The sequence below is a fragment of the Hornefia porci genome (assembly GCF_001940235.1).
GTDB lineage: Bacteria > Bacillota > Clostridia > Peptostreptococcales > Anaerovoracaceae > Aminicella > Aminicella porci.
Genome location: NZ_MJIE01000001.1, coordinates 2,725,395 through 2,752,205 on the forward strand (window position 1 = coordinate 2,725,395; position 26,811 = coordinate 2,752,205).

At 49.2% G+C, this 26,811-nt stretch carries 34 protein-coding genes and 2 tRNA genes; 27 read left to right on the forward strand and 9 right to left on the reverse strand.

The genetic code is table 11. The features are described from left to right. Window position 1: 1 nt before the first annotated feature. Window positions 2–820, forward strand: a complete 819-nt coding sequence (tsaA, locus tag BHK98_RS12585) for a tRNA (N6-threonylcarbamoyladenosine(37)-N6)-methyltransferase TrmO (protein WP_465250953.1) — start codon at window positions 2–4, stop codon at window positions 818–820. A gap of 160 nt (window positions 821–980) precedes the next feature. On the opposite strand, the gene BHK98_RS12590 is transcribed toward tsaA, so the two are convergent. The 4 genes from BHK98_RS12590 to BHK98_RS12605 all read right to left on the reverse strand — a co-directional run bounded on the left by BHK98_RS12590 (window position 981) and on the right by BHK98_RS12605 (window position 5,977). Beyond that, on the reverse strand, window positions 981–1,832 hold the full coding sequence (locus BHK98_RS12590; RefSeq protein WP_075714711.1) for a LysR family transcriptional regulator: 852 nt from the start codon (window positions 1,830–1,832) through the stop codon (window positions 981–983). Window positions 1,833–2,234: 402 nt separating this feature from the next. Next, window positions 2,235–3,860, reverse strand: coding sequence for a Na+/H+ antiporter NhaC family protein (locus BHK98_RS13895; protein WP_083628312.1), 1,626 nt, complete (start codon window positions 3,858–3,860; stop codon window positions 2,235–2,237). Window positions 3,861–3,993: 133 nt separating this feature from the next. Next, entirely contained in the window at window positions 3,994–5,283 is a 1,290-nt protein-coding gene (locus tag BHK98_RS12600; protein ID WP_075714716.1) for a histidine kinase dimerization/phospho-acceptor domain-containing protein, read from the reverse strand. Then, on the reverse strand, window positions 5,276–5,977 hold the full coding sequence (locus BHK98_RS12605; protein ID WP_075714718.1) for a response regulator transcription factor: 702 nt from the start codon (window positions 5,975–5,977) through the stop codon (window positions 5,276–5,278). The genes BHK98_RS12600 and BHK98_RS12605 overlap by 8 nt, the downstream gene beginning before the upstream one ends. Before the next feature lie 347 nt (window positions 5,978–6,324). Between BHK98_RS12605 and BHK98_RS12615 the strand changes: the two genes are divergently transcribed. The 10 genes from BHK98_RS12615 to BHK98_RS12655 all read left to right on the forward strand — a co-directional run bounded on the left by BHK98_RS12615 (window position 6,325) and on the right by BHK98_RS12655 (window position 13,868). After that, window positions 6,325–6,981 (forward strand): hypothetical protein, encoded by a 657-nt coding sequence (locus BHK98_RS12615; RefSeq protein WP_075714721.1) that lies wholly within the window; start codon window positions 6,325–6,327, stop codon window positions 6,979–6,981. Between the two features lie 129 nt (window positions 6,982–7,110). Beyond that, window positions 7,111–8,322, forward strand: a complete 1,212-nt coding sequence (locus tag BHK98_RS12620) for an MFS transporter (protein WP_075714723.1) — start codon at window positions 7,111–7,113, stop codon at window positions 8,320–8,322. 65 nt (window positions 8,323–8,387) lie between these two features. Further along, window positions 8,388–8,463, forward strand: a tRNA-Val gene (locus BHK98_RS12625). Window positions 8,464–8,728: 265 nt separating this feature from the next. Next, window positions 8,729–9,253, forward strand: a complete 525-nt coding sequence (locus tag BHK98_RS12630; RefSeq protein WP_342718843.1) for a nitroreductase family protein — start codon at window positions 8,729–8,731, stop codon at window positions 9,251–9,253. Window positions 9,254–9,313: 60 nt separating this feature from the next. After that, a complete protein-coding gene (locus BHK98_RS12635) occupies window positions 9,314–9,952 on the forward strand; it encodes a DUF4878 domain-containing protein (RefSeq protein ID WP_075714727.1) in 639 nt (212 codons plus the stop codon). A 241-nt stretch (window positions 9,953–10,193) separates the two neighbouring features. Beyond that, complete coding sequence (locus tag BHK98_RS12640; protein WP_075714729.1) at window positions 10,194–11,645, forward strand: carbon starvation CstA family protein; 1,452 nt, start codon at window positions 10,194–10,196, stop codon at window positions 11,643–11,645. A gap of 336 nt (window positions 11,646–11,981) precedes the next feature. Continuing rightward, complete coding sequence (locus BHK98_RS12645; RefSeq protein ID WP_245796929.1) at window positions 11,982–12,875, forward strand: minor capsid protein; 894 nt, start codon at window positions 11,982–11,984, stop codon at window positions 12,873–12,875. Between the two features lie 162 nt (window positions 12,876–13,037). Continuing rightward, complete coding sequence (locus tag BHK98_RS13580; protein WP_158024502.1) at window positions 13,038–13,205, forward strand: hypothetical protein; 168 nt, start codon at window positions 13,038–13,040, stop codon at window positions 13,203–13,205. A gap of 96 nt (window positions 13,206–13,301) precedes the next feature. Beyond that, entirely contained in the window at window positions 13,302–13,493 is a 192-nt protein-coding gene (locus BHK98_RS12650; protein ID WP_075714733.1) for a hypothetical protein, read from the forward strand. A 90-nt stretch (window positions 13,494–13,583) separates the two neighbouring features. Beyond that, the gene (locus tag BHK98_RS12655) at window positions 13,584–13,868 is read left to right on the forward strand and encodes a hypothetical protein (RefSeq protein WP_075714735.1); all 285 of its coding nucleotides are present in this window, start codon (window positions 13,584–13,586) and stop codon (window positions 13,866–13,868) included. Between the two features lie 271 nt (window positions 13,869–14,139). Here BHK98_RS12655 and BHK98_RS12660 read toward each other — a convergent pair whose 3' ends face one another. Then, window positions 14,140–14,331, reverse strand: coding sequence for a hypothetical protein (locus BHK98_RS12660; RefSeq protein WP_075712099.1), 192 nt, complete (start codon window positions 14,329–14,331; stop codon window positions 14,140–14,142). Further along, on the reverse strand, window positions 14,328–15,980 hold the full coding sequence (locus BHK98_RS12665) for an ISL3 family transposase (protein ID WP_158024447.1): 1,653 nt from the start codon (window positions 15,978–15,980) through the stop codon (window positions 14,328–14,330). The genes BHK98_RS12660 and BHK98_RS12665 overlap by 4 nt, the downstream gene beginning before the upstream one ends. 248 nt (window positions 15,981–16,228) lie before the next feature. Between BHK98_RS12665 and BHK98_RS13420 the strand changes: the two genes are divergently transcribed. The 3 genes from BHK98_RS13420 to BHK98_RS12675 all read left to right on the forward strand — a co-directional run bounded on the left by BHK98_RS13420 (window position 16,229) and on the right by BHK98_RS12675 (window position 17,073). Beyond that, window positions 16,229–16,498: a hypothetical protein gene (locus BHK98_RS13420; RefSeq protein ID WP_143404596.1), complete on the forward strand. Its 270-nt coding sequence runs from the start codon at window positions 16,229–16,231 to the stop codon at window positions 16,496–16,498. Then, a complete protein-coding gene (locus tag BHK98_RS12670) occupies window positions 16,437–16,709 on the forward strand; it encodes a hypothetical protein (RefSeq protein WP_075714737.1) in 273 nt (90 codons plus the stop codon). Before BHK98_RS13420 ends, BHK98_RS12670 begins: the two co-directional genes overlap by 62 nt. A 288-nt stretch (window positions 16,710–16,997) precedes the next feature. After that, window positions 16,998–17,073 (forward strand) — tRNA-Ala (locus BHK98_RS12675). Between the two features lie 125 nt (window positions 17,074–17,198). On the opposite strand, the gene BHK98_RS12680 is transcribed toward BHK98_RS12675, so the two are convergent. Genes BHK98_RS12680 through BHK98_RS12690 form a run of 3 tightly spaced genes read right to left on the reverse strand, consistent with a single transcriptional unit; the run spans window position 17,199 to window position 18,187 of the window. Continuing rightward, the gene (locus BHK98_RS12680) at window positions 17,199–17,516 is read right to left on the reverse strand and encodes a site-specific integrase (protein ID WP_075714739.1); all 318 of its coding nucleotides are present in this window, start codon (window positions 17,514–17,516) and stop codon (window positions 17,199–17,201) included. A gap of 19 nt (window positions 17,517–17,535) precedes the next feature. After that, a complete protein-coding gene (locus BHK98_RS12685; RefSeq protein WP_075714741.1) occupies window positions 17,536–17,925 on the reverse strand; it encodes a type II toxin-antitoxin system HicB family antitoxin in 390 nt (129 codons plus the stop codon). Between the two features lie 37 nt (window positions 17,926–17,962). After that, entirely contained in the window at window positions 17,963–18,187 is a 225-nt protein-coding gene (locus BHK98_RS12690) for a type II toxin-antitoxin system HicA family toxin (protein WP_245796899.1), read from the reverse strand. Window positions 18,188–18,246: 59 nt separating this feature from the next. Here BHK98_RS12690 and BHK98_RS13260 point away from each other — a divergent pair, with 59 nt between their 5' ends. From BHK98_RS13260 to BHK98_RS12760, 13 genes are all read left to right on the forward strand, one after another. Next, complete coding sequence (locus BHK98_RS13260) at window positions 18,247–18,456, forward strand: single-stranded DNA-binding protein (RefSeq protein ID WP_245796900.1); 210 nt, start codon at window positions 18,247–18,249, stop codon at window positions 18,454–18,456. Then, on the forward strand, window positions 18,417–19,352 hold the full coding sequence (locus BHK98_RS12700) for a phage portal protein (protein ID WP_465250961.1): 936 nt from the start codon (window positions 18,417–18,419) through the stop codon (window positions 19,350–19,352). Before BHK98_RS13260 ends, BHK98_RS12700 begins: the two co-directional genes overlap by 40 nt. Then, window positions 19,333–19,788 (forward strand): hypothetical protein, encoded by a 456-nt coding sequence (locus BHK98_RS12705; RefSeq protein WP_075714743.1) that lies wholly within the window; start codon window positions 19,333–19,335, stop codon window positions 19,786–19,788. Before BHK98_RS12700 ends, BHK98_RS12705 begins: the two co-directional genes overlap by 20 nt. Continuing rightward, the gene (locus BHK98_RS12710; protein ID WP_075714745.1) at window positions 19,763–20,497 is read left to right on the forward strand and encodes a VG15 protein; all 735 of its coding nucleotides are present in this window, start codon (window positions 19,763–19,765) and stop codon (window positions 20,495–20,497) included. Before BHK98_RS12705 ends, BHK98_RS12710 begins: the two co-directional genes overlap by 26 nt. A gap of 15 nt (window positions 20,498–20,512) precedes the next feature. After that, complete coding sequence (locus BHK98_RS12715; RefSeq protein ID WP_075714747.1) at window positions 20,513–20,698, forward strand: hypothetical protein; 186 nt, start codon at window positions 20,513–20,515, stop codon at window positions 20,696–20,698. 208 nt (window positions 20,699–20,906) lie between these two features. After that, the gene (locus BHK98_RS12720) at window positions 20,907–21,113 is read left to right on the forward strand and encodes a hypothetical protein (protein ID WP_075714749.1); all 207 of its coding nucleotides are present in this window, start codon (window positions 20,907–20,909) and stop codon (window positions 21,111–21,113) included. Between the two features lie 168 nt (window positions 21,114–21,281). Next, window positions 21,282–21,554, forward strand: coding sequence for a hypothetical protein (locus BHK98_RS13585; RefSeq protein ID WP_075714751.1), 273 nt, complete (start codon window positions 21,282–21,284; stop codon window positions 21,552–21,554). Window positions 21,555–22,152: 598 nt separating this feature from the next. Continuing rightward, the gene (gene ltrA / locus BHK98_RS12735) at window positions 22,153–23,547 is read left to right on the forward strand and encodes a group II intron reverse transcriptase/maturase (RefSeq protein ID WP_075714755.1); all 1,395 of its coding nucleotides are present in this window, start codon (window positions 22,153–22,155) and stop codon (window positions 23,545–23,547) included. A gap of 145 nt (window positions 23,548–23,692) precedes the next feature. Next, a complete protein-coding gene (locus BHK98_RS12740) occupies window positions 23,693–23,908 on the forward strand; it encodes a hypothetical protein (RefSeq protein WP_075714757.1) in 216 nt (71 codons plus the stop codon). 53 nt (window positions 23,909–23,961) lie between these two features. Then, complete coding sequence (locus BHK98_RS12745) at window positions 23,962–24,684, forward strand: hypothetical protein (protein WP_075714759.1); 723 nt, start codon at window positions 23,962–23,964, stop codon at window positions 24,682–24,684. Window positions 24,685–24,858: 174 nt separating this feature from the next. Continuing rightward, complete coding sequence (locus BHK98_RS12750) at window positions 24,859–25,254, forward strand: GntR family transcriptional regulator (protein ID WP_075714761.1); 396 nt, start codon at window positions 24,859–24,861, stop codon at window positions 25,252–25,254. Further along, window positions 25,235–25,930: an ABC transporter ATP-binding protein gene (locus tag BHK98_RS12755; RefSeq protein WP_075714763.1), complete on the forward strand. Its 696-nt coding sequence runs from the start codon at window positions 25,235–25,237 to the stop codon at window positions 25,928–25,930. Before BHK98_RS12750 ends, BHK98_RS12755 begins: the two co-directional genes overlap by 20 nt. After that, window positions 25,924–26,712, forward strand: coding sequence for a hypothetical protein (locus tag BHK98_RS12760; RefSeq protein ID WP_075714765.1), 789 nt, complete (start codon window positions 25,924–25,926; stop codon window positions 26,710–26,712). Before BHK98_RS12755 ends, BHK98_RS12760 begins: the two co-directional genes overlap by 7 nt. Window positions 26,713–26,811: the final 99 nt, after the last annotated feature.

Consider the following 26,811-nt stretch of genomic DNA (forward strand, 5'->3'; position numbering starts at 1 on the left):
AATGGACAGGACAAATGAGCGCAGCAGCACGCGCGACGGCGGGCAGGGCACGAACGACAGCAGCACGCGCGACGAGCGCGGGGAACTGATGGAACTGACGCTGAAGCCCGTCGCTTATATCGAATCGGATTTTCATGAGAAATTCGGTATTCCAAGGCAGTCCGGACTGGCGTCTGAACTCACGGCAACGGTTGTGTTTACGTCGGAATTCCGATCGCCGGAAGCGGTACGGGGGCTTTCGGAATATTCGTATCTGTGGCTGATCTGGGGATTCCACGCGAATTCCCCGCGAAAGGACGGGAAGATGTGGTCGCCTACGGTGCGTCCGCCGCGCCTGGGCGGAAATACGCGAGTGGGAGTTTTTGCCACCCGCTCTCCCAACCGGCCCAATCCCATCGGGCTGTCTTCTGTGCGGATCCGGTCAGTAGACGCCGCCGCGGGGCGGATTCTGGTGAGCGGCGCGGATCTTCTGGACGGCACGCCGATTTATGATCTGAAGCCCTATGTTCCATATGTCGATTCTCATCCTGACGCACCGGGAGGATTTACCGACCGGATAGAATACAAAAAGCTGTCGGTGAATTTTCCGCCCGAACTGCTGAACAGAGTTGAACCGGAAAGACAGAATGGACTGATTCAGGTTCTGGAGCAGGATCCCCGGGACGCGTATGAAAAGAAGCCGGGGCACGTCTACGGAATGAGCTTTGGAGAACAGGATATTCGATTTACCGTCAGCGGAGACCGTCTGACGGTTGTGGATGTGGCTGACCGCGGCAGCCGCCGTGTGAAGCAGAGGCCTGCGGCGCACCGCAAAAAGTGACTTCTGCGGCAAAAAACAGAGCCGCCGCATCCGCGATGAAGGTTTATGACTCTCATCATTCATTCGCGTGATGCGGCAGCTCCGCTGTTTCAGTGTGTGCTCGACAGATGAATATACCTGAAGTGCTCTGTGACAACCCGAACCCCGAAGCACGGGCGATTTACATAAAATAATGCGAGGCGTATTCAAAGAATTCATCCTTCAGCGGTTTATCGGCAACCGCTTCATTGTTTTCCAGATAGATGGTCCGCTCGCATTGAGGTCCGTCGATGGACAGCAGGTGCACCTGGTCAGACTTCTGTGACCAGCTTCTGACCGGCCAGAACCCGATTCCAAGTCCGGAGGCGATCATCCCCTCCAGCGCCTCCACGCTGCCGGAGGAGTAGATGATGTGTGGCCGGAAGGACACCATCTGGCAGTATCCGTTCAGGAACGCGCTGAACTGACCGTTCTCCTCGGGGAAGATGAAATCCATTCCCTTCAGTTCATTCAGGCTGACTGAGTCCTGATGTGCCAGAGGATGACTTTTACTGACCGCGATCATCACCGGCTCGGAAAGGAGCGGTACGCTCTTCACGTATCTCAGTTTTTCCGAAGCTGAGGTAATGCGGATATCCCAGCTCATATCGTTTTCGCCCGCATCAGACAGCCGGAACATCGCCTGTGTATGGCTGGTGCGGAAATCGTTGATTACATCCAGAAACAGCTGGGGGACAGACTGGAGATTCAGGTGAATAACGCTGTGTTCAGTGTTCTTTTCACGTGCGATACTTTCGGACATATCGTCCAGCGCCCGGATCAGAGGAGCAGCCTTCTCATACAGCCGTTTTCCGTCTGCCGTCAGAACGATATTGCGGCCCTTGCGCTCGAACAGGCGGATTCCCAACTCGTTGCTGAGACGCTTGACTGCCTGGCTGATGGCCGGCTCGGCCACATGCAGTTCTTCGGCGGCGCGGGTCATGTTCTGGTATTTCGCAACTGCGATAAAATATCGGATTCTGTTATACTCCATTGCTTCTCTCCACTTTTTCTGCTTTTTCCTGACGGACTTCAGCGATACCGGAACATTCGGTTTCCGCGTTCGCCCGGCGCTGACGACAGTTTGGAAGTGCCGGAACAGACGTGATTATCGTCCGTGTCGTTTTTTGGTTGTCCTCGGATTAATTTAATTATGTCATAATGTTCTTAATATGTCCTTATCTAATTATTAATAATTCTTAATTAGTGCCTGCCCATCAGATCCGTCGGACCTGACGGGCGCTGACGGCAGGCCGCCGGCAGTGCCGCGGCGCGTCATTCAACGGCAGTGTGCGCCGGCAGCATTTGAACTGTCGATATGACAAAAAGAAGAGGACTGCCGTTATGACAGTCCGCCTTCTTTGGATTTTCTTTTATTTTACTTGCGACTGATAAATTATGCTTCCAGGTTGGCAAGAGCTTCCTGCTTTTCCTTCTCTCTGGCCTGCATAACCTTTTCGTATTCTTCGTCGGTCATCTTCATCATGGTGATGCCGGTGAATCCGTAGAAGATGGAAACGAGCGGATTGATCAGGTTCAGGAACGCATAGCGTCCATAGCCTCCGCCCGGGCCGCCCCAGGTCTTGACGCCCAGGAACTTCTGCATCGTAGCGCCGCAGGTGTTCCACGGGACGAGGCAGGATGTGATTGTACCGGAGTCTTCCAGTACACGGGAGAGGTTTCTCGGTGCCAGACGTCTGTCCTCATAGGTTTCCTTGTACATTCTGCCCGGCAGAACGAGGGACAGGTACTGGTCTCCGGCGATAACGTTCATAATGATGCAACTGATAACGGTAACGGTAACCAGTCCGCCGGTTCCCTTTGCAAAGTGCAGCAGGGACTGTGCGATTTCGCCCAGCATTCCGGAGGCGTCCATGATGCCTCCGAAGCACATTGCGCAGAGGATCAGGTTGATGGTCCACATCATGGAATCCATACCGCCCTTGTCGTCAATCAGTTTATCAATATTGTATTCGCCGATGATGGCGTTGCTCAGACCCTGCTCTTTAGCAAGAGCTGCGAAGTCTCCGGCGTCCATTGCCAGGAAACTGTCCGCATCGTAGGATGCGATCTGATCCGCCAGTTTGTCCTGTGCCTGTGTGTAAGCGTCGGTGAATCCCGGTACGGAATAACCGTAGTGCAGGAGTCCCGGCCACTCAGCCAGACTGATTCCGTTGAAGATGGAGCCGATCAGCATACCGGCAACGATACCGCCCATGATGCCCGGGATCGCAGGGATCTTCAGAGCAACGATGATGATAACCAGAATCGGCGGGATCAGCATCCACAGGTTCAGCTTGAAGTTGATCAGGCAGGCCTGTCTCATCGGTTCAACGATGTCCAGGTTGTTTCCGCTTGCTCTCATACCCAGAATCAGGTAGATGACCAGAGCGATGATCAGAGACGGCGTAACCGTGTAGACCATGTGGCGAATGTGATCGAACAGCGTGGCGCCCGCCATGGCAGGAGCCAGATTGGTGGTGTCAGACAGCGGCGACATCTTGTCTCCGAAATAAGCGCCGGAGACGACAGCGCCGGCTGCCATGCTGGACGGGATTCCGAGACCCGTCGCAACACCGATCAGTGCGATACCGATGGTTCCGGCGGTGGTCCAGGAAGAACCGGTCGCCAGAGATACGATACAGCAGAGCAGACAGGCTGCGAACAGGAAGATGCTCGGCTTCAGAATCAGCAGTCCGTAGTAGATCATCGCGGGAACGACGCCCGCGGCGACCCAGCATCCGATCAGCAGACCGACCTCAGCGAGGATCAGAATGGCCTGCATGGAGCGGTTGATGGAAGCCAGCATGCCGGCCTCCAGGAATGACCATTTGTAGCCGTTCAGAGCGGCCACAATCGCGGCAAATGTCGCAGAAGTAAGAAGTGCGATGTGTACCTCGCCATAGTCACAGGCGAGTGCATCCCCAAATAATTTTCCAAGGATGCCCAGACAATACATTAATACGATCAACGTGAAGAAGAAACATAATAATGCTTGCCATAGAGGTATCTTTCTACCCATAATAAGTCCTCCTCAATAAGACAAGTAAAATAAAAAACCCATAAACAATTACAATACTAAGTATATTCTCATGGGTTTTCATATTCCAATATCAATTAATAATCAAAGTTTTCTGAACGGTAATTTTCCGTTATTATTTTGTCACGTTTGGGAAACAAAGCGTAATGGAATAAAGGATTCCGTCGTTGTGAATCTCGCAGCTGCCGTTCATTTTCTCCATCATCGCGCGGATGTTGAGGACGCCGATACGGGTGCTTTCATGACGCTCCTCGTGCCTGCTGATCGTGTTTTCAAAGGTGATGAGGGAAAAGCCGTCCTCCTCTGCGACCCTGAGTATGACGGGTCTGTCGGCGTCGGCGTATTTCAGTATGTTGGAGAGAATATTATCTGCGATTCTGCTGATGTATTCGAAGGATACCTGTGCGGTGGCCGCCGGCCAGTCTAGCTCCGCTTCAAGACGAAAGCCGTGAGAAGTAAGGTTTTCGGAGATGTCCGACAGCAGATCCTCGAAAATAATGCGGAAGGGCTCCGGATTTTCCAGATTGACATGCTCCTCTCCGGTCACCAGGAAGCGCTCAAAAAGCTGATCGGACAACGCCTTGATCCGCTCGGTTTTTTCCAGTGCAACATGGAGATAATGATCGTGCTGCTGCTCGCTGCTGTACTTTTTCTCCACAAGAAAACCCAGATAGAGGAGCAGTGTGGTCAGAGGCGTCCGCAGGTCATGCGCCATCCGCGTGACCAGCTCGTTGTTGGCGTGAACCAGATTTTCCTCACGGATCATGTTGTCCCGGAGCGTAATGCGCATCTGATCCAGGCCGCGGGCGAGCAGCGCCAGCTCGTCGTTTCCGGGAACCGTGATTTCGTGTTCCATCCCGCCGCTTTCCAGAATGCGGATGTCCTGCTCCAGCCGGGTGATGTGGTTTATTTTGCGGCGCACAAAATAAAGGAACAGGGCGATGAACACGATGGAGCAGAGGATCAGCTCCAGAATCATGGCCAGAACATAATACTGATAAGTGACCGCATAGAAAAGGTAGAGATCCGCCTTTCCGTCTGCGAAATTCAGCGAGTAGTGCCGCAGATTCCGGTAGGTGACGCCGCCGGAGCTGACGTTCCCCTCTGAATTGTAAATCTGTTTATGACCGTTGTAGATATAGGCGAAGGTACTGCGCTGCGTGTTGTCCCACTCTTTAATCGAGCTGACGTCCTTCAGCTGAAGGTCGCGGTCTGTGACAAAATGCTGCAGGCTGGCCGCCTTTTCCGCCGTTTTCTGATCCCAGAGTCTGGTGTCGTTCAGATGCTGATCCAGAAACGCGCTGCTGATTTCATGCATACAGAAATACAGAAATCCCGATACCAGAAGAGCGATCAGAATACCAAAAAAGGCTTCCCTCTGTAATCCGTTGTTCAGTCTATTCAAAACGGTATCCCTTTCCCCAGACGGTTTTTATATGCTGCGGATTCTGCGGATCCGCCTCGATTTTGACTCTGAGCTTTCGGATGTGCACCATGACGGTGCTGTTGGAGGAGTAATAGTAGGGCTCGTTCCAGATGCTTTCATAGATATTCTGCGCGGAAAATACTTTGTTCGGATGCTTCATCAGCAGAAGAAGGATCTGGTATTCTTTGTCGGACAGATCCACCTTGTCCTCGCCGACAAAGGTCTGGTTGAAGTTTTCCGAGATCCGCACTCCCGAACGTTCGATGTACCGTGCGGAATCCTCCGAATCGGCGGAGTCCTTTCCTTTGTACAGATGATAACGCCGCAGCAGCGCCTTGACTCTTCCCAGCAGCTCTGAATAGGAGAACGGTTTGACGAGATAGTCGTCGCCGCCGGCCATGAGACCGATGAGCTTATCCGACTCCTGCCCCTTCGCGGTGAGGAAGAGCACGGGAACAAAGGATTTTTTGCGAATCTCCTCGCAGGTTTTCAGACCGGAGATTCCCGGTAGCATAATATCGAGGATGACCAGGTCGGTTTCCTCAGACAGGAGCTTCAGTCCGTCTTCGCCGCTTCCGGCTTCCGCTATCTGATAATCTTCACTTTCCAGAAGGATGCGGACGCCTTCGCGGATGTCGGCGTCGTCTTCAATCAGCAGAATCTTGGATGGCATAGTACTTTCCTCCCTCAGTTTGTTTTTTTCCGTGAAGCGTCGATCACAATGGTTCTTACCTTGCGGCAACGCCGCAGAGACGGCGGATTGCCGGGCTGTCGAATCCGCCGGCATATTAATCAGTCAGAACCATTATACCACAGCTTCCCGGAAACTGCGCAAGGATTCTTTTGTGCCCTGTGAAAAACGCATCACGATCCGCGAAGACGCCGGACGGACGATACAGCAGAAGGACAGGAAAAAGACCTGTGAAAAACGCCGTCCCCGGCGGTGCGCCCCTTGTTTTGTGGCGGAATAAATGTTATCCTTGAATCAGAGTGATATGCCGGAGTGAGGAGAGGAGCAGTATGAGAGGAAAGAGATTAGTGGCGGCGCTGACCGCGGTCATGGTGGCGGTTCTGCTGACGGGCTGCGAAAGTGTAGGGGACAGGATAGGAGCGGGAAACTATGTGAGACCCTATTCAATGACAAAAAGTGAAAAGGAGCTGACGCAGCTTCTGAAGGGTGACGATGATTATACCGTTATCGGGCAGTTCAAGGTGGGCGATGAGTATAAATCGATTCAAATGGGCGCCGATGTATATAAGAAGGGAAAACTGTCTGAGACGAACGGAAGCTCTTTTTCTGCGCCTCTGGATTCAAAGGATTCACGGAGCGGAAAGCTTGCTGTCGTGGTGAGGGATCGGATGGTGCATCTGGCAGAGTCCAACGGAGAGGGCATGGCCGGAAGTTCGCGGGATGCCGCGATTTCAAAGAAGGCGACGGAGAAGGACTGGGGCGAAAGCAGCAGTGAGTTTACAGAGCCGGCAAAGGTATCGGACGGCAAAAAGATCTACCTGATGAGTCTGGTTCTGACGGATTCCGATCAGGTGGAAACTTATTCGCCCGAGGATATCGCGCAGCATCCGGAAAAGGTAAGGGATTATCAGTATGTTTATCTGTTCTACGTTATTTTCAGTAAAGACTCGACAGGGAAATCAGCGGACGGAACGGATAAAGAATGAGGCTGCTGCGGCATCGCTGATTATCCACACCGCCATGTGGATTTGATTGTATACAATTTCGGCGAGCCCTGTGGAAAAGTGTATGAAATGTGTTGACTGAGCGGATTCAACGATGTTGAAAGGAAGAGAATGAGAAAAAATCTGAAACCGAATATCGAATATGCTGAAATTTTCTGGACGCATTGGAGCGTGTATTGTGTGGTCGCCAGCTTCAGCTCGGTGTTTCTGCTTGCCAACGGATATACGAATACGGAAATCGGGACGATGATCGCGGCCGGAAACCTTGTATCTGTAGCGGTCCAGCCGGTTCTCGCCAGTGTGGCGGACCGGTCCGAACGGTTCGGTGTTTTTCCGGTCTCCATCCTTGTCACTGTCATTGTAATGCTGTTTGAAGCAGTCACGCTGATTCTCAGCGGGAGGAGTTTCCTCCTGTCGGCGGCGTACGTTCTGATGTTCGGTTTTCAGGCCAGTCTGCAGCCGCTGCTGAATTCTATGGAGGCCAAGCTGGCGCGCCGCGGGATCGGTGTGGATTACGGAATCTGCAGAGCCATGGGGTCTCTGGGATATTCAGTGATGTCCGCAGTGCTGGGCGTTCTTGTGGTCAGCGCGGGTGTCCGTGCGCTTCCGGTCGCCGGAGAAATCTGTCTCCTGCTGCTTCTGGGCGGGCTGCTGCTTCTGGGCGGCCGTTTCCGGAAAGCGGGCTCGACGGCTTCCGCGGGCTCTCCGGACATAAAGGAAAAGGGCAGTATCTCCATGGGGGAGTTTATCCGCAGGCACAGGGTTTTCCTGGTCATCAACATCGGAATTCTCCTTATCTTCTATGATCATCAGATTATCAACTTCTTTATGCTGCAGATCTTTCAGAATGTAGGCGGAGACAGCGGGAACATGGGTCATTACTATTCGATTATGACGATCCTGGAACTGATTCCGCTCATTGGATTTACCTGGCTGACAAAACATTTCCGGTCATCTTTTCTGCTGAAGGTCGCTACGATAGGCTTTGTGCTTCGCGGTGTTTTCATGCTCCTGGCACATACGCCGACGGCGATGATGCTCACTCTTGTGGTGCATCCTTTCGGATTTCCGCTTTTCCTGCCCGCGGTGGTCCGGTATATCAATGAGATAATGGATGAGCGGGAGGCAGTGCGCGGCCAGTCTCTGTATGTGATTATGATTACTGTCAGTGCGGTCGCTGCGAGCTTCAGCGGCGGCGTGATACTGGATACCCTTGGCGCTGACGCGCTGCTGTGGATCTGTGCGGTCACCTGTGTAATCGGAGCGGCGATCATTCTGCCTCTGCTGGACCGCGCAAAAACTGACAGCGCAAAAACTTTGTAAACAAAATGCAAATCGGAGGTTGAAAAAAACTCTGATCCGTCGTATAATAATTCAGGACGCGTTTCGGTCTGCTAGCTCAGCTGGGAGAGCACCTGGGTCACAACCAGGTTGTCGTGGGTTCGAGCCCCGCGCAGACCACCACTTGAAACCCCTTGCAATTTCAACAGTTGCGAGGGGTTCTTTTGTATTTCCGCCGGCCCGTTGACGAACATGTGCGTCAACGGGTCCGGGCTTCTGCGCATTTCGGGGTTTTCGCGGGAGATCGCGGGAGATTTTGTCGCCGGGAAGATGCTCTTGTCAGCCTGCGGCCCGTAATATATAATATTCAGTACAAAAACTGTTCTGATGCAGACGGCCCCTGTCCGTACATGCGGGCCGGAGCATGGAAAGGGGAAGGCGTATGGATATGCTGGATATACTGAGAGAGAGACGCAGTATTCGTAAATATACGGGGGAACCCGTACCGGAAGAGGCGCTTGAGAAGGTTCTGGCGGCCGGCCTGCTTTCCGCATCGAGCAAAGGCAGGAAACCGTGGGAATTCATTGTGGTGAGAGACCGGGAACGACTGAAGCGTATGAGCCGGTGCCGTGTCGGCGCCGCAGGGATGCTGGCAGGGGCGGACTGTGCCGTGGTCGTGATCGGCGATGAACAGAAAAGTGATGTGTGGATTGAGGACTGTGCGGTCGCCATGAGCAACATGCACACGACGGCGGCGAGTCTGGGACTGGGAAGCTGCTGGATTCAGGGGAGAAGCAGGGAAGCCGCGGAGGGCGGCACGACGGAGGATTTTCTTCGTTCAATTCTGAATTTCCCGGAGAACTTCAGACTGGAGGCGGTCTTGTCTCTCGGAATGCCCGCGGTAAAGCCTGCGGCGTATGAGCTTGAGACGCTGCCGACGGACAAAATCCACCGCGAGGTTTTCGGTGGATGAGTGCCGGAAAAACTGACAGCGGTGAATCATATTTGTCAGGAAAAAACGAGGAGGAAAACGATGAAGAATATGAAGAAAATGCTTGCGATACTGATGACTGTGGCGCTTGCGGCCGTTCTGTGCGCCTGCGGCGGACCTGAGCCGACGGAGGTGGCAGATTCGTTTATGACGGCGCTGCAGAAGAACGATACAAAGACGATTAAAACGGTTTACGCGGGAGAAAGCATCGATCTGGAGCTGGCGTTTGAAGACGAGAGCGGAGATGACGGCTCGTCCGGCGGTTATTCGTCAACTCTGGAGAAAATTGTGGGAAACAAGCTGACCGGCTTTGACTATAAACTCAGCGATGAAAAAATCGACGGAGACAAGGCTTCTGTGAAGGTGAAGGTCACGACTTATGCGTTTGGAGACGCGCTCGAGGGCTTCTATCAGGATTACCGGGACAAGGTGCTGAAGCAGGTTCTGGCAGGGGCCTCCGACAAAAAAATAGGGGAGATGTCCCAGAAACTCCTGGAAAAACGTCTTAAAGCAATGAAAAAGAATTACACCGGGACATTTACACTGCATCTCACAAAGAAAAGCGACGGATGGGTAATCGACAAATTCAAGGACGACGGAGACTTTTACAACGTCATGACCGGCGGGACTGTAGATGCGCTGAAAAAGATTGAAGAGATGTTCAACAATACGACGGAATGACCGGAACAGACAGCTCTCGGGATTGAATCAACTGAACCTGAAAGGACTGACTTTCCCGAAATGAATGGTATCGGACGGGAATCCGCCGGAGGCCGGGTTGACGCGCAATATAAAAAGTGCAATAATTTAAGTGGAATTGATAATGTTTTCACTATCCGGATTTTTTCAAATGCAGGGCGCGGTCGTTGACCCGGTTTTCGTTATGGCCCGACGTCACGGCGTACCCGGGGAGGAGGGAAGTATGGTAAGTTTTATTGTCTGTCTGACGGTTCTTATTATCGGTTATTTCACCTATGGCAAGGTCGCGGAGAAGGTCTACGGACCGGATGAGCGCGAAACGCCTGCTGTGCGCATCAACGACGGGCTGGATTATGTCGTGATGCCGAAATGGAAGCTTTTTCTGATTCAACTGCTGAACATCGCAGGACTGGGTCCGATTTTCGGGGCGCTGGCCGGCGCTGAGTGGGGACCGGCGGTGTTCCTGTGGATCACCCTGGGAACGATTTTCGGCGGCGCGGTTCACGATCTGGGCGTCGGATTCATGAGTATGCGCCATGACGGTCTGTCCATTTCCGAACTGACCGGAATGTACCTGGGAAACATCATGAAGCAGGTCATGCGCGTGTTCAGTGTGATTCTTCTGGTCATGGTCGGAACAGTTTTCGCAGTCGGGCCTGCCGCGCTGATTGCGCTTCTGATCGGAAAGCAGATTGACGGTGACAGCATCTGGACGAACACCTATTTCTGGCTTGCTGTCGTACTGATTTACTATTTCATCGCAACCTTTGTTCCCATCGACAAAATCATCGGAAATCTGTACCCGGTTTTCGGCGTGTGTCTGATTATCATGGCACTCGGAGTTTCTGTTGGGATTTTCACCCACGGGTATACGATTCCGGAGATTACGCTGAGGAGTATGCATCCCGCCGGCACGCCGATCTGGCCGGTGATGTTTGTGACGGTCGCCTGCGGTGCGATTTCCGGATTCCACGCTACACAGTCGCCGCTGATGGCGCGATGCTGCGAAACAGAGAAGGAAGCGCATTTTGTATTCTACGGAGCCATGGTATGCGAGGGGATTATCGCTCTGATATGGGCTGCCGCCGGCTGTGCGGTCTATGCGCGCACAGGCGGACTGATGACCGGACTGTTTCAGATTATGAACGATCAGGGACAGGCCGGCACTGTCTATGATGTCTGTGCGAAAACGATGGGCGGCGCGGGAATCGTCCTCGCCATGATCGGCGTGATCGCCTGCCCGATTACCTCCGGGGACACATCTTTCCGGGCGGCCAGACTGGTAATCGCAGACTGGTTCAAACTCGATCAGGATTCGTACAAAGTCAGGCTGGCCGTTACTCTGCCGCTGCTGACGGCAGGCGCACTGATCAGTCAGCTCAACTATGATGTGGTGTGGCGGTACTTCAGCTGGTCCAACCAGACACTGGCGATGATCGCTCTCTGGACGATCGCCATGTATCTCTATAAAAATCACCGGTTTTACTGGATGGCAGTGATTCCGGCGACGTTCATGTCCGCCGTTTCGGTCACCTACTTCTGTTTCGCGAAGGAGTGTCTCGGCCTTTCCACTGCGATTTCCTACCCGGTCGGAATTGTGGTCGCGCTGATTTTCCTGGGGATCTTCCTCTCAAAGAGTGTGTTCGGCAGGAAGGACGACAGACTTGCGGCGTAGCGGAAAACTTCGCGGCTCTTGCCGGACTCCGGCTTAATCTGCCGGCCCCTTCGACAAAAGCTTTTTCGCGCACAAAGAAAAGAAAGATATAGAGAGCGGAGCATATAAAAAGCCCTGATATTGTTGAAATACCAGGGCTTTTCAGGCGGCGGAGAATAAAGTGCTGCGTCTGCCATCATCTCATTGGCAACATCAGTGATGTGGATATTGAAATGTGTCAGTACTTCTTCGCCGCTCTGAACGCAGCAAAAGCTTCCTTGGCATTACGAATCTTGCCTTCCATTGCTTCCTGATATCCTCTATCGAGTTTCGCATGGATCTCTTCCTCTGTCATCTGTGTTGCATCTATATTCGCAGGCGTTTTTGAAAAGCGAACTGGACAAGCAGCTCCAGCAGGGGCTGATTGCGGGAAAGCATCCGCAGGTTCTGGCCAGAGACATCCGGAAGGCGTTCAATGTCTCCCGATCCGACGCAGAACGGCTCATGAGAACGGAACTCGCCAGGGTACAGACGGATGCGCAGATGAGATCGTTTGAAGAAAACGGCTTTGAATGGTATATGTTTCTGTCACTGGGAAGCGGGGCTTGTGAGGTGTGCCGGGCGCTGAACGGAAAGAAGTTCAAAGTGAAGGACATGCTGATTAGCGAGAACGCTCCGCCCATGCATCCGAATTGCAGATGCAGCACTGCGGCCGCAATGGGCGATGAGGAGATTGCAGAGATACGAGGCGGCGAGAAGTCGGGAAGCACCGGAACGATAAGTAGTACCAGCGAAAGAGAACGCGCATATGCATATATTCAAGATGATGGTAAAAGGGAGCCGGGGCATGTCAATTTGCCGTTAGTAAGTACAAAGAAATATCATGATAAATATGATAATCTTACAAGGCAAAAGGATGTAAATGAAAGTCTTTACAGCGAATCGATGAAAATTCTCAGGGATCGTAATAACACTGAATTTGAAGATATTGTTGCGATTGATGCAAGAACCGGAGATAGGCTTGTAAAGAATTGCGCTGCCTTTGCAAACGGAGTAAAACATCGGTGTGGCTTTAGTCGGAAGGAGCAGAACTGGCTTGAGGGAGAGGAGGGTCGTATGAGGTGTTGCACAACCATCCAAACAATTCGCTTCCATCTAGAGACGATATTCATAAGTTATTTGAACGAGGTAAGCAGTCTGCATCAACAATATGCAGCCATAATGGGGACGTGTATCGGCTTGAGAAATTAAAACCGTTTGAAAATATTGCTGACATAGAGAAAAAGATGTATACTTACACTAAAGAAAAGTTTAATGTTTTTTCTGATGACAAGATTGAATATAAATGTTCGATGACGATGATTTACAAGTTATCAAGGAAAGGCTATTTAAAATTTACGAAAAGGTGATTATATGGTAATTCAAAAAACTGAGGTAAGGCCTGAAGATATATGGGATGATTATATCGATGATAGTAAAATGCCATCGCCGGAAGAGGTTGAGAATTTTCCGGACACAAAGGAACTTGATAAAAACTATCATGAGGGTGTTGACCAAATACTAAAGGAATTTGGGCTTTAATAGGCACGGCAGCACAGGCACCGTGTTTTTTTTCGTGGAGACGAGGAACAAACGAATTGTCCAGCTGTGTTTACAAGATATTTAAGAGGAAATATTATGAGATCGCTGATGCCTGAGAAACTATTAGAAGAACAAGATCGGCTATACCATGAATATATGGACAGTACCGAGGATTGTACGATACTCGAATATATATTAAAACATGGGACCGAAGAAATGAGAAATTATTTAGAAAATGAAATAAAAGAAAAGAAAGAAGCTCGCGCAAAGGGTGTGATTTTGAATTGAAAGAGAGGCGCGTAAATGGCATACGATGACATGGAAGTTGCAATGTATAAGATTCTGGCGTATCTTTAGAGGAAAGAGGAGGGCAACGGCATGTTAGAAAAATCTGATCTTAAAGAAATTGGGAAGAAGGCGTTGGCTGAAATGTTTGGGATAGAATTTGTTAAGAAATATGGTCAAAATATTTGCCTATGCATGGACAGGGTCGTGGCTGATGAGCCTTTCAGTGTTGCAGCTACCGCAGATACAAACCCACCCAAGGACTTTAGAATTGGAGACGAGAGCGAGAGCGAATATGTTGCCTTTGTTACGATAAACCCTAAAACCGGGGAGGTCTATAAGGATTATTCCAATAGTCGGTTGCCCCAATTAAAGTGATAAGAAAGCGATTAGGACTGGGTGCGGCGGCACTCTACGGGTAATCAAAGTTTTTTAGGGTTTGTCAAAGTTTTTTGGGGGAAAGCATTAGGGTCAGATGTCATTCGTTATGGTCTGTCGTTAGGGACAGTCTGTGGGGTCGTTCATTAGGGGCGAACTATGGGGTCTGAACAAACAAGAACTGAACGGAAAATCAAGCGGAGGATCGATAAGTGATCTCCGCTTTGAATTGCAACGATTCTGATGTCAGTTTTCTTAATGAGAGTTTAGGTTAAAGTACCAGACGTGGGAAGGGTTCGTCTTCATTTTGTTCAGAATGAGCATGGTTTCTGAAATAGATGAATTCATCCCATAGATTCATCCAGGACAGGAATCCGTACAGGCAGTTTAATTCCGTTGTTTGAAAATCGAGATCCGTTTCAAGATCGAGGATATGTTGATGCAGTTCTTGATAGGTGGTCATCTCAAATCACCTCCCTTATTGATGTCAAGAAAGGCTTCGTCCAGTATTCTGCTGGCAGCAATGAAGTCACATGGAAGCCCCGCTTCATTGAGGATCCTATCCGGGTTGTTAAAAGGACTGTTGCCTTCAGCCACCCAGTGCCGAAGGGAAAGAAGCTCGTCCTTTGAGCAGTCGTACATTTCGAGAATCGACTCGAGCTCAGCGTTCAGGACGCGCTGTTTACTCTTAGGAACTGTGTTCCGGTATCTTAAAGAACGAGGCCGGTCTTGTCCGACAGGCTCGCGTCCGTTTAATTGGGGATCGTTTCTTGAAGCAAAGAGGAACCGATTCCGAAAATGGTTGAAATTACGGAAACCCCGCCCCATCCGTTTCAGATCTTTGGCCTTTCTGTTCGTGGATTCGATAGGACCGTTGGACAATCTCGAAATGATAGCGCCCCCGTTTTTATCAAGCCGTTCCATCAGAACGAATGAGTTGATGATAGGTTCCCTGTGTCGTTTCAGGAGTCTGGAAAAACGGATAAAGATGTCGTGATCGCAATGGGCGTAGTCATTGATCAGTTGATTCAATTCGATTGCCGCCTTTTGAGGCTTGCCGGCATTTACTGTGTTGAATCGCACATAACGCTCTTTCAGATCATGGAGTTCTTTCAACGCGGGATCAATGAGAAAAAAGCGTTCCTTGTAATCGGAGGTTCTCATCAGGCATCTGAAGTGCCGGTCCATGTGTGGTTCCTCGTGATATGTGATGGAATCTGCATTGGAAAGTAAAAGGAAACGGTAGTGCTTCAGCAGATACAGTTCATCGGACATTGGAAGCCTTACCTGGTGTCCGGCCTTTTCCGACAGTTTTTTCTGCCGTATTTCGTCACGCTCTCTGATCGTATTCTGCAGATCGCGTATGAAATCCGCAAGTTCTTTGACGATCCACTGGATCACATGGAAAGAATCTACGACAGATACTGCGTTCGGAAAGTATCTCTCAACATAGCGAAGATATTCATTGTTCATGTCCGTGATGAGATATTGAACGGCAAAACGTTCTTCCTTTGGAATGGATGCGAAGTATGGTTCAGTCACATTCTGCCTGCGGCTTTCGAGCAGATCAATCACTTCTCCTGTATGAAAATCCTGAACGACCAGCGCATATTGACATATCTGATCGATGTCGAGATGAACTTCGTCGATGCTGATCGCATCCGTCAGGGCAATCCTCTTCATGTTGACATACCGGTCAAATACGTTGATGGCGTATGTGTCAGAAGTGTTGAACTTCCTTGCGATATCTGCGGCAGACTTAGTCAGATCCCGGAATTCATTGACGATGAGAAAGTCGGCTGCGTTTGTGTTCCGACGGTGTTTACTTATGAAATTAAAAGATTCATTTTCTTCATATCGACATTGCCCGTTCGTACAGCGCCAGCGCCGCTGCTTCAGTAAAAGGACTAACTGATACGTGTCCTGCAATATCGGATGATTGACCCTTCGGATCCTGATCCCTCTGGAATGCATTCGAAAGCTGCACCGGGGACAGAATCTGATCTCCGGTGGTGTCGACAACGTAACCGTTTTGACACGTCCCTCTGTGGAGATGTCCTCGATTGTTATTGCAGGGTCTTCTAATTCAAGAAATCTTATGATATCATTCATGTATGCTCCTTTCATTTTAAAATCGTTGCAGTTATATGATAAATGAAGAAGCATGGAGGAGGCAATCACGGCCTCCTCTAATCATTTTGAGTTCTTTTGCCCCTACGCACTGCCCCCATTGTCAGACCCCACGGAAGGAGCCCACTGTTAGACCCGAATGAACAGAGACCCTAAAAAACTTTGATTACCCCACTCTACCCCCGTGGCAACACGGGGTGTTTTTGTGCAACGAAACGGAGGGAAGATAAATGACGACAGATAAAGAATTGATCCACATGATTCAGAGAAGTGCATTGACCATTTACGAACACGCAGAAAAGATGGCTGGGAATTATTCAACGCAAACAGGGCTTGATATCGGAATCAGAATACGCTTCGGGGAGTTGGTCGAAATCACGGTTGATCAGACGCTTCTTCCGGAAGGCTTGTATGACAATATGACAAATTGGAGGAACTATGAACATACCGGAGAAAATAAGAGTGCTGCATCAGACTTACCGGGTAAGCGAAGTAGATAACCTGCACGACGGAGCTGACGATCTGTACGGTCAGGTCCGGTATCTGGAAGAGCGGATTCTGCTGAACAGCGGCGCATCAGACGAGGCGAAAAAGGCAGCACTGATGCACGAGACGATAGCAGAAGGACTTGTGGCAATAAGAAATAACAGAGATGTGTTACTGGAAATCAAAGATTTGATAAAGGAGTATGTCAAATGGCAGTTTTTCTGATTGTGCCGAATGTAAAAATTTTATAAATGATGAAAGATGAGATACATGTAAATGCAAAGCGTTTTCTGAAGGCATTTCTCCTGAATGTTTTTTAAAAGGAAATCCCAAAGAGGTTAGAGAATGCAATAATGGCATTGGGTTTGAGTCTGACGAGGCGTCGGAGGATCAGGTGTCCAGATGCCAAAGGTTTATGATAACCTCGAGGGTATGTGTTATGAAAAATGTTGACACTGCCTCCGAAAAAAATGTTGACAGTTTCTGCTCGCTGCTTTAAAATGGATAGTGCTTGGGGAATTAGCGCAGCTGGGAGCGCGTTTGACTGGCAGTCAAGAGGTCACGGGTTCGAGCCCCGTATTCTCCACCATAGGTAATGATGAAAAGCCTTGAAAATAACCGATTGGGTTGAATTTTCAAGGCTTTTGTCATACATAAAGGTTTTCAAATGCTTGCAAATATGCTCAAGAAACTGCCACACTTTTACCATACTTTTTATGCATCCATAAAGTCGATAAACCGATTCAGCGCTTTCGTCTCATCTGCTTCATAAACATGATTATAAATATCAATGGTGGTCTTTACATCGGAATGCCCTAACCGATCCTGCACTGTAGACAGCGTGCCTGCATCTTCGTCAAGGTCTGACCATTTTAGTGCCAGTGCCTCACCGCGGCGCATACCGGTATATGTGGGCAGACGGAAAAATGCATACCACATCGGAGACAGGCGTTCCTGTGCCAGTGTTAAAAGATGTATGCAGTTCATCTTTACTATTTGTTCGCAGATAGACTGTTTCGGTCTGTTTTTCATAGGTTTATCACCTCACGACCTACAACCCGAGATTTTTCTTCAGCGCGTCCTGAAGCACTTGCGAGAAGTTGATGTTGTTTTCGAGTGCTGCGGAGTTAAGCCATTCCGGAATCGAAAGTGTTTTCTTTACGGATTTGTTGTTATTCCGCTTCTGATATTCAATCGTGTCACAAGCAATATAGTTCACAAATTCGTTAGCCTTAATTTTTATATCAGTATAATCGCTTGGCGTCGGAATAATCTTTCCGCTTTTTTCATAATCGAACAGAGTGAATGCCAGAACGTCACTTGCCATATACAAAGCGTCGTTCATATCGTCGCCCCAGGTGTAGCAACCATCGAGATCAGGAAAAAGAACAGAGTAGCCTTTTTCTTCTTTTGTAAAAATTGCTGGATATGCGTATTTCATATATATACCTCCTCATTATGTGTAGGGGGAGTGGGGATTATTTAAGCCCCGCATCCCTCATTATCGCGTTCTGTGTGCCTTTAGGAATTTCTTTGCTTGAGTGTCTCGGAACTCTGAAATCCTTTCCGGCTATATCGCTGTGCCATTTGTCATGCTCTTTACCATGTTCTACGAGGAGTAGGTAATCCTCATATGGTAATTGTTCCCTACGGTATTGTTTGATAACCGTAGTTGTATTAAACTCGGATTTTTTTTTATTCAAATCATTTCAAATTCCCCCTTGACATATCACCAAATTGCTTCCACCAGCGCATTCTCGTTGTGATCGAGGGCAGGATCCAGACCGAAAGTTACCAGAACAAGAACGGAGATACTGTCTATACGACGGACGTCGTTGCATCAAGAGTAGAGTTCCTGGAATCCAGAAACGCTGCGCAGAGATCATCAGAGCAGAAGAGACAGCCCGCGGGTCGGACGGATCAGAGACCAGCATCAAGACAAGCGGAGACGGAACGCCGAACCTGCAGGTGATCGACGGTTCGAACGCGACGGGAATCATTGATCCGACCACAGGACTGCTGCAGGAGGGATATGCAGTCCTCAGCAGGGACACGGACAACCAGAAGGTTCTGAAGGATGCGTACTTCAGAACAGGAATCACCGTAGTTAGAGATTACGAGGAGCGCACACAGGAGGAGTTCATAAGTCACGCTCCGGCGCCGCTTCTTGTACCGATCATCTACCGGCCGGACGCCAGACGGCCCTTCGGTCACAGCCGGATTTCCCGTTCCTGCATGAACTTGCAGAATCAGGCGAGAATGACGCTGACGCGGGCCAATGTCACAGCGGAATTCTACAGCCATCCGCAGCGGTATGTGCTGGGTTTGGACGAAGATGCGGAATTTGACAGCACTAAAGCGTCTATTTCCTCATTCCTGGCATTGGACAGAGGCGAGGACGGGAGCAATCCGCAGATCGGTCAATTTACACAGCAGAACATGGAGCCGCACATCAGCCAGTTCAAAATGTATGCGGCAGCATTCGCCGGGGAGACCGGACTGACAATGGATGATTTAGGATTTGCAACAGAGAATCCATCGTCAGCGGAAGCTATCAAGGCAAGCCATGAGACACTCCGGCTGACCGCCAGAAAAGCGCAGAGGACATTCGGATCCGGATTCATGAATGTGGGATATCTGGCGGCGTGCCTTCGGGATGATTACGCGTTTAGCAGAAACGCCGTGTATCAGACAACACCGCGCTGGGCACCGATATTCGAGCCGGATGCGTCCCAGATGTCGGGGATCGGCGATGCAGCCATCAAAATCAATCAGGCCGTTCCGGGGTATTTCAACAAAGATAGCCTGGAGCAGCTGATCGGAGTGCGCGCAGGAGCGGAGGCAGGCAATGGAGACACAGAAGAATGACATTGTTCCGGAACTGTATGAACGGATTCACAAAGATTTCAGGTCGAGGGTTGCTATCAATCCGTGGATTCGTGCGTTCCGGAAAAAACTGAAAGCCGGAACGGCGACACAGAAAGAGGCTTCGCATTATGCTATGTTAATCGGAAGAACTGCCGGTGAAGCACTGGCAAATGGTTTGACCGAAGATAATCTGCCGGATGGGAAGATATATTGGAACATTGCGAAGCGGACGATTGAACCGATTCTTCGAGAGTCTACAGACATGGTGAATGACGCGATGGTCAGCATTATCGATGTGACGCATAAAAAGAAGCGTATTGGCATTAAACCGCAGAGAGCGGAATTTAATCAGGATCGGTGCGATGCGATCATGAACAAGATCGTAAACCTGTCCTTATTGGAAGATGACGATGAGCAAGAAGCAGGACAAAATTAAAGATACAATTCTACGATCCACAGAAAATTCAGTAGCCAGTGTTGCTGATGACAACGTGAAGGCGAACATGGAAGTTGAAACAGGAGCAGGAATGGAGCCGAAGATTCTACGATCATCAGATGGCAAGTGCTGCGCCTGGTGCAGCAGCCTGGTTGGTGAATATTATGAAGACGAAACTCCAGATGATATCTATGCAAGGCATGACAACTGCAACTGCACGGTGACGTATATCTCCGAGAAGGGATATCAGGACGCGTATACGAAGAAATGGATTGACCAGCAGGAGCTGGATGCACGACGAACAAGGATCAAGGAAAACCAAACATATGCGAAGAAAATGGAAGCAGAACGAGATATAGGCAAAGTGAAAAGAATTGCTGAAAATGAGAAAGATGACATTTTGCCAAATATAGATAAAGCCGAGATTCCATATAAGAAGATATCGGGATATCTACTACTTCCTGGCGCAAAGCATTCAAGAGAATTTTTTGATTTAGGATACACTGAGCAAGACGCTGAGCAACTTTATAGTGATATTATGAGAGAGATAGAGAAAAATAAGGCAAACGAAATTTCTGGAAAATTTTATGGTAATAGGCGAAGATATTCTGTTATAATAACACTAGGCAAGACAAAGAAAAGAAAATTTATAACTGTTTGGCAAATGATAGATGGCATTCCGACATTTATCACAGCTCACAGAATTTGATAGAGGGTGAAAATTATGGATTCGTTCGCAATTGGTGACAAGGTATTGATAAAAGAAAGCAAACAACTTGGCTATATTTGTGATGATATAGATCGTGAAGAGGGACATTATATTGTTGATTGTTACGATTTTATGAACTCAGATAATCCAAATAAATATTTGATTGATGTTGAAGAAAAAAACATTGTAAAAACAAGATAAATGTGTGATAATATATAGACAAGAGAAAGCAGCTTAGAGGTTGAAAAGTATCCGTCTCCAACGCGCCACCACTTGGTGGGTCGAGAAATGCGGGCGACACAGACGGTCCCGCCTAAGCTGCTTATTCATTTAAATCACATATCAGGAATTTTATACCTCGCGGACACCGCGAGGTTTTATTATGGAGAGGTGAAAACGGGAGGTAAAAATGGATAAAACAGAAGACGACCGAATTACAGGTTTTTTAATTAACTTAAGCAAATTAAATGATCTTTATGGAATTACAAAGGTGGAGCTGTATGGTGGATATAATCTCGATATTGAGGGTTTTACAAAGGACGATATTGAAGTCAGATATCATCTGCTCCGGGAAAGAGTAATAGCACTCGGTGTGCTAAAAGAAATTAAGGAATAAGGAACCTTGCGGCAACGCAGCGGGAGAAACGATATGAAACACATAAGAGCACCGGCAAGACAATTGAACTGAAAGAGGGGAAATGGCAGACAGAATCGGACGCCAGAGAAGCACGAACTGCTGGACGGATCGATTGTATTCATTGAAGGGCAATCATTAAAAAGGATTTTGAGTAAACATGGAAAAGAGTTTGATTTAAAAGAATTTGACATAATAAGAGATACTATTGCATCGCCGGACTGCATAGCGCTAAATGACTCACATCACAAGAAATCATTGCTACTATACAAGGAAATAAAATGGAGTAACAAGAGTATAATGGAATGTGTGTTTATCAGAGAAGGGAAAAATATTGTTATTCATTATCATAAAATAAACAAAAGGAAAATTAGGAAGTTAAAAAAAGAAGGACAAATCATTGAAAACAAGATAAATGTGTGATAATATATAGGCAAGAGAAAGCAGCTTAGAGGTTGAAAAGTATCCGTCTCCAACGCGCCACCGATTGGTGGGTCGAGAAATGCGGGCGACAAAAGACGGTCCCGCCTAAGCTGCTTATTCATTTAAAACACATATCAGGAATTTTAAACCTCGCGGCAAACGCGGGGTTTTGTTAGTGCGCCCGGCGAGCGCACGTTCTAAAGGGTGAAAGTCCCGAATCCGCCCGGCAGTGGGAAGGATACAGCCGAGGGCAAGGGTGTCCATCGTGAGGTGGAATCTGAAGGAAGTCGGATGTGGGGAAAATACTAACCCATGGGCAAACCTCTGGCCTGACGAACAGAAATCGCATATGAGGCTCTGTATGAGGATAAGGCTGCTAAACAGGTCAAAGTCCAATTACTGCACGGAATCATGCAGTGTAAATGCGGCAGGTAGATGGAGGAAAAGAACGTGTGAGTACCCGGGGAGGTCTCACCAGCAAGGAGACTTGTAGTAACAACGAATGGTGAGAAGTCAGCCGAAGCCATAGTAGCGGGCCAGTCCGTGAAGGGCCGAATCAATAGGAGTCTTGAGTACGACCGGGAAAGGAGGAACGAACTTGAGCACAGAAAACAAGAAAGAAAGCTGCCTGCAAAGGGATAGCGCGGAACGTAAAGAGTATGCAGGAGCGCGCCGTTCATTCCGCCGGATATGGAAGGAAAGGGACAGTGCAGAGCCGGGACTTCTTGAGGCGATACTGGACAGAAGAAATATGAATAAAGCCTACAAGAGAGTGAAGGCAAACAAGGGAGCGCCGGGTGTCGATGGAATGACCATCGAGGAGGCACTGCCTTACTTGCGGGAGCATAAAGATGAACTCATTGGAAGGATATTACGTGGGAAATATACCCCGTCTCCGGTGAGGAGAGTCGAGATCCCGAAACCAAACGGTGGAATACGAAAGCTTGGTATTCCAACTGTCATTGACCGTATCATCCAACAGGCCATCAGTCAGAAACTCATGCCCATCTACGAGCCGAAGTTTTCGGACGGAAGCTATGGCTACCGGCCGGGACGAAGCGCAAAGGATGCGATAAACAGAGTGAAGGAATATGCGGAGAAAGGATACCGCTATGCGGTTAGTCTTGATCTCAGCAAATACTTTGATACGCTGAATCATGAGCGGCTTCTGAATCTGCTGAGAAAGGATATCGATGATGAGAGAGTCATTCAGATCATCAAAAGGTACCTGAAGAGCGGAGTGATGGTGAACGGTGTGGTTATGGAAACAGAGGAAGGTTCGCCCCAGGGCGGAAACCTTTCTCCGCTTCTGGCCAACATTTATCTGGATGAGTTTGACAAAGAGTTCGAGAAGCGCGGGGTACCATGTGTACGCTACGCAGATGACATTGTATTGCTGTCGAGAAGCGAAAGAGCCGCAAAGCGGCTGCTGGAAACGAGCACTTCATATCTGGAAGGGAAGCTGAAGCTGACCGTGAACAAAGAGAAGAGCAAAGTTACCAGTGTTTTCGCTATCCGAAATTTTAAGTACCTCGGCTTCGCACGGGGAAGGAACGGAAGCGGAATATACGTTCGCGTTCATGCGAAGTCGTGGAGAAAGATGAAGGCTAAACTGAAAGATCTCTCTTCCCGGAGATGGGTTCAGAGCGTCATTCCGGCATTGCACAGAATCAAGGTGTACATGCGCGGATGGCTAAATTATTACGGCATAGCCGCAATGAAGAACAGCATCGGAAAACTCAATGGATGGCTGTACCACCGAATCCGGATGTGCATCTGGAAGATGTGGAAACGGCCGCGGTCAAAGATGAAGTATCTGATGAGACTGGGAATCCCGAAATACTATGCCTATATGACGGCAAACAGCCGCAGAGGGTATTGGTTTACATCGGCGACCAGCACAGTCAACAGAGCTTTGTCGAAAGAAATACTGGTACACATCGGATTTTATGATCTATCCGAAGCATACCAGCGAATGCACATCAACTATTGAAAGCGCCGTATACGCGAACCGTACGTACGGTGCTGTGAGAGGACGGGGGAAAACTCCCCCTCCTACTCGATTATAGAGAAAACGCTGCAATAACGCAGCGTTTTTAAGTGTGTGCTGCGGAAATGCAGCGGGAGATTTGATCAAAATGTTCGAAATGGATAAAAAGACGATGAAACGTATTACAGGATTCATTATCGATGTCAGAATGCTTCAGGATATTGATGGCATCACTCGGATAGAACTACATGACGGAAATCGTATTACCATAGAGGGACTTACTACAGATAATATTGAGGTTACATACAATATATTCAGAGAGAGAGCAAAAGAGATAGGCCTGTTGAAAGAAATGACGGAGTAATAGCATGAAGCACATAAGAGCACCGGCAAGACAATTGAACTGAAGGAGGGGAAATGGCAGACAGAATCGGACGCCAGACCCCTACAGAGAGCTTTGTTTTACCTTACCAGAAGACAGACGGAGCAGAAGCCATAGAATGTTACGGGAAATCCGGAAGACAGGCAATGGACTGGCAGAAACTGCTGGTCTATGACATTCTGGCACGTGAAGAGGATAACCAGTGGACACATATGAAATACGGGCTTTCCGTTCCCGGACAGAACGGAAAGAATGAGGTCATCGCAATTCGTGAGGTTTACGGTCTGCTGCACGGAGAAAAGATTCTTCATACGGCGCACCGGACAGACACCTTTCATACCGCATGGGAACGCCTGCTGGCGAGCCTGAGAGGCAAGCTGTTTGTCGGAATCAAATACGGTCCGGGAGGCACGAACGTAGCTGTATCAATTGCAGTGAAAACGACGGATGGACGCGTCTTTGTTGAAGCGATAGATTGCCGGCCGATCCGCGCGACGAACCGGTGGATCATGGAATTTCTGCGGGAAGCATCGTGGGCAAAGGTCGTGATCGACGGTCAGAACGGGCAAAAGATTCTTGCCGATCTGATGAGAAAGAACCATATGCGCAAGCCGTCACTGGCCGACCTTGTGGCGAACTGTGAGCACCGCGCAATCGGATCACATGGAGGATTCGAATACAAGTCAATCCATCCGGAACGGGAGATCGCACTGATGGACTATCTCTGCACCGTTATTATTCAAATATATAAATTCTGAATAATCGCCCCCCATGTGGCGTTTTTTCATTAATGCGCTTTTTAATGCGATTACCTTTTTTTTCAGAGAAGGGGTTGACAGACATGTATTAATGTGTTAGTGTACTAAGTACATAATACAGTAACACAGATCGCGATCATGTGTCACGGGATGGAGGAAATCAGGAGGAAATAAATGGAATGGAAATTTGAAGGAGGTCAGCCGATCTATTCACAGATTGTTGACCAGATGAGCATGAAGATCGCCAGCAACGCCTTCAGACCCGGTGACCGCCTTCCGTCGGTGCGGGATCTCGCGACAGACGCGGGAGTCAACCCGAACACGATGCAGCGGGCGCTGGGAGAGTTAGAGCGGCGGGGACTGGTGTTCTCTGAGAGAACCGCCGGGCGCTTTGTAACAAAGGAGGAAAAAGTCTTGAAGGAATTACATGAGAAGCTGGCAGAAACGTATATCGCAGAGTTTTTTGAACGGCTCCGCAAAATCGGCATGACGGATCAGGAAATCCGGGAAGCTGTGACCAGATGGAGCCGGGAGACAGGGGGAGAAGAAAATGGGAATCATTCAATGTAACGGTCTGACAAAGTATTATGGCGCAGTGCCTGCGCTGAAGGGAATCGATCTGGATATCGAGGCGGGGCAGATTGTAGGGCTGCTGGGTCCGAACGGGTCCGGGAAAACGACCTTTATCAAACTGGCAAACGGTCTGCTGACGCCGAACGGGGGAGAGCTCCGGATTAACGGGAACACACCGGGACCGGCGACGAAATCAATCGTCGCCTATCTGCCGGATCAGGAGTTTCTGCCGGGATATATGAAGGTGGAAGCGCTGATGAGGTATTATGCGGATTTTTTCCGGGATTTCAATGAGAGCAAGGCGATTAAAATGTTCCGGTCGCTGGGGATACAGCCGGACATGACGATTCGCAGCATGTCAAAGGGGACCAGAGAAAAGGTGCAACTGGTGCTGTGCATGAGCAGAGAGGCGCAGGTATATCTTCTGGACGAGCCGATCGGAGGGGTGGATCCGGCTGCCAGAGATTACATCCTGCGGACGATCATCTCCAACTACAACTCGAGGGCTGTGGTGATGATCTCGACGCATCTGATTTCCGATGTGGAATCGATTCTGGACGACGTGATATTTATAAAAGAAGGGGACATCGTTCTGCACGGGAAGGCGGACGATATCAGAGCAGAAAAAGGGATGAGTGTTGATGCTTTGTTCAGGGAGGTATTCAAATGTTAGGGAAATTGCTGAAATATGAGATTCGTGCTGTGGGGCGTATCATGCTCCCGCTGTATGCGGCGCTGCTGATTTTGTCTGTGGTATTCGGGGCGTTAATGGCGTCAGACCCGGACATGGATATGTATAAGACGATTATAGCGTTTACAACGCTGTTGCTGGTGCTGGTTTCCACGATTGTGGGCATCATGACGCTGGTAATGATCGTCCAGAGGTTTAACAAAAATATTTACGGCAGTGAGGGTTATCTGACTCTTACCGTACCGGCCTCTATTTCGACGCATATCTGGAATAAAACCATTTCAGCCCTGATCTGGTTTTTCTTCTCCGCAGTCGCGGGCGTCTTTGCACTGGTATTCATGATGGTGCCTGTGATGGGCGTGGGAAATGTAGGGATGGCCATTGAGACGATCAGAAAAGTGAAGGTTGATATTACGCCTCTCGACATCGTGAGCATCATTATTATGGCGGTGGTTATCGCCGGCAGTCTCGCGCTGCGGATTTACGCGTCGATCAGCGTAGGGCATCTGGTGCCCAAAGCGCAGAATGTCAGCGGGATCGCGGCCTTTATCGGTTTTACGATCATCGAGGCGGTCGTTCTGAATACCTTCGGGATGGATTCCTTTACCAACATGTCGATGTCTGTCGCAGGCAATATGCCTGAAATCGGGATGCATGTCTTTACGCCTCAGTCGCTGGGACTGAGCGTCTTCGGCCTCGCGTTCGGCGCGATATATTACGTCATTACATGGGGAATTATGAAATACCGGCTGAATTTGCAGTAACAAATGAATTTATAATAACAAAATACTTCGAAATGATCAGGGGACGCCGCATCCGGTCCGGGACGCAGGCGTCCCTTTATGATACGTGGGGGGAGATTT

Bases quoted from the DNA above. Each gene is read 5' to 3' on its own strand.
- tsaA (WP_465250953.1), top strand. From the start codon at position 2: ATGGACAGGACAAATGAGCGCAGCAGCACGCGCGACGGCGGGCAGGGC.
- BHK98_RS12590 (WP_075714711.1), bottom strand. From the start codon at position 1,832: ATGGAGTATAACAGAATCCGATATTTTATCGCAGTTGCGAAATACCAG.
- BHK98_RS13895 (WP_083628312.1), bottom strand. From the start codon at position 3,860: ATGGGTAGAAAGATACCTCTATGGCAAGCATTATTATGTTTCTTCTTC.
- BHK98_RS12605 (WP_075714718.1), bottom strand. From the start codon at position 5,977: ATGCCATCCAAGATTCTGCTGATTGAAGACGACGCCGACATCCGCGAA.
- BHK98_RS12615 (WP_075714721.1), top strand. From the start codon at position 6,325: ATGAGAGGAAAGAGATTAGTGGCGGCGCTGACCGCGGTCATGGTGGCG.
- BHK98_RS12620 (WP_075714723.1), top strand. From the start codon at position 7,111: ATGAGAAAAAATCTGAAACCGAATATCGAATATGCTGAAATTTTCTGG.
- BHK98_RS12630 (WP_342718843.1), top strand. From the start codon at position 8,729: ATGCTGGATATACTGAGAGAGAGACGCAGTATTCGTAAATATACGGGG.
- BHK98_RS12635 (WP_075714727.1), top strand. From the start codon at position 9,314: ATGAAGAATATGAAGAAAATGCTTGCGATACTGATGACTGTGGCGCTT.
- BHK98_RS12640 (WP_075714729.1), top strand. From the start codon at position 10,194: ATGGTAAGTTTTATTGTCTGTCTGACGGTTCTTATTATCGGTTATTTC.
- BHK98_RS13580 (WP_158024502.1), top strand. From the start codon at position 13,038: ATGGTAATTCAAAAAACTGAGGTAAGGCCTGAAGATATATGGGATGAT.
- BHK98_RS12650 (WP_075714733.1), top strand. From the start codon at position 13,302: ATGAGATCGCTGATGCCTGAGAAACTATTAGAAGAACAAGATCGGCTA.
- BHK98_RS12655 (WP_075714735.1), top strand. From the start codon at position 13,584: ATGTTAGAAAAATCTGATCTTAAAGAAATTGGGAAGAAGGCGTTGGCT.
- BHK98_RS12660 (WP_075712099.1), bottom strand. From the start codon at position 14,331: ATGACCACCTATCAAGAACTGCATCAACATATCCTCGATCTTGAAACG.
- BHK98_RS12665 (WP_158024447.1), bottom strand. From the start codon at position 15,980: ATGAATGATATCATAAGATTTCTTGAATTAGAAGACCCTGCAATAACA.
- BHK98_RS13420 (WP_143404596.1), top strand. From the start codon at position 16,229: ATGACGACAGATAAAGAATTGATCCACATGATTCAGAGAAGTGCATTG.
- BHK98_RS12670 (WP_075714737.1), top strand. From the start codon at position 16,437: ATGAACATACCGGAGAAAATAAGAGTGCTGCATCAGACTTACCGGGTA.
- BHK98_RS12680 (WP_075714739.1), bottom strand. From the start codon at position 17,516: ATGAAAAACAGACCGAAACAGTCTATCTGCGAACAAATAGTAAAGATG.
- BHK98_RS12685 (WP_075714741.1), bottom strand. From the start codon at position 17,925: ATGAAATACGCATATCCAGCAATTTTTACAAAAGAAGAAAAAGGCTAC.
- BHK98_RS12705 (WP_075714743.1), top strand. From the start codon at position 19,333: ATGGAGACACAGAAGAATGACATTGTTCCGGAACTGTATGAACGGATT.
- BHK98_RS12710 (WP_075714745.1), top strand. From the start codon at position 19,763: ATGAGCAAGAAGCAGGACAAAATTAAAGATACAATTCTACGATCCACA.
- BHK98_RS12715 (WP_075714747.1), top strand. From the start codon at position 20,513: ATGGATTCGTTCGCAATTGGTGACAAGGTATTGATAAAAGAAAGCAAA.
- BHK98_RS12720 (WP_075714749.1), top strand. From the start codon at position 20,907: ATGGATAAAACAGAAGACGACCGAATTACAGGTTTTTTAATTAACTTA.
- BHK98_RS12740 (WP_075714757.1), top strand. From the start codon at position 23,693: ATGTTCGAAATGGATAAAAAGACGATGAAACGTATTACAGGATTCATT.
- BHK98_RS12745 (WP_075714759.1), top strand. From the start codon at position 23,962: ATGGCAGACAGAATCGGACGCCAGACCCCTACAGAGAGCTTTGTTTTA.
- BHK98_RS12750 (WP_075714761.1), top strand. From the start codon at position 24,859: ATGGAATGGAAATTTGAAGGAGGTCAGCCGATCTATTCACAGATTGTT.
- BHK98_RS12755 (WP_075714763.1), top strand. From the start codon at position 25,235: ATGGGAATCATTCAATGTAACGGTCTGACAAAGTATTATGGCGCAGTG.
- BHK98_RS12760 (WP_075714765.1), top strand. From the start codon at position 25,924: ATGTTAGGGAAATTGCTGAAATATGAGATTCGTGCTGTGGGGCGTATC.